The sequence below is a fragment of the Vibrio sp. 1069 genome, assembly GCF_033340555.1.
In genome coordinates, this window is the sequence record NZ_JAWOWP010000825.1 from 1 (window position 1) to 544 (window position 544).

General features: G+C 45.0%; 1 protein-coding gene. It reads left to right on the forward strand.

Going from position 1 to position 544, the window contains the following annotated elements:
- The coding region (locus tag R7040_RS29285; RefSeq protein WP_318098019.1) for a cell division protein FtsX at positions 1-544 on the forward strand (544 nt) is incomplete at both ends.

Consider the following 544-nt stretch of genomic DNA (forward strand, 5'->3'; position numbering starts at 1 on the left):
TGGAAGGCATGCCGGATGCGCGTGTGATGGTTCTCAAAGATCAAATTGAAACTTGGCCTCTTGTAAAAGAAGTGGAATATATTTCTCCACAGCAAGGTTTGGCCGATTTAAGCCAGTACGCGGGTTTTGACCAAGCACTGAGCTTGCTAAGCGGTTATGCATTACCAGGCGTGTTGGTGATTACGCCAGAATCGGATATCAAAACAGACATTCAAGCCCTAGCAAAAGAAGTAGGTCAACAACAAGATGTGACCGATGTTAGGCTCGATGAAGACTGGCTTGCGCGCTTAAATGCCATCAAAACACTAGCTGGCATTATTGTCGTGACCCTGACAATCCTAATGTTGGGTGCGGTATTTTTAATCGTTGGTAACACATTACGTTTTAATGTACTGGCGAATAAAGAAGAGATTCAAACCATGAAGCTTATCGGTGCGACCGACGGCTTCATTTTGCGTCCGTACCTATACACAGGTATGTGGTTTGGTGTATCAGGTGCAGTCATTGCGTGGTTTGTCACGGCGTTAGTGACTATTGTGATGAA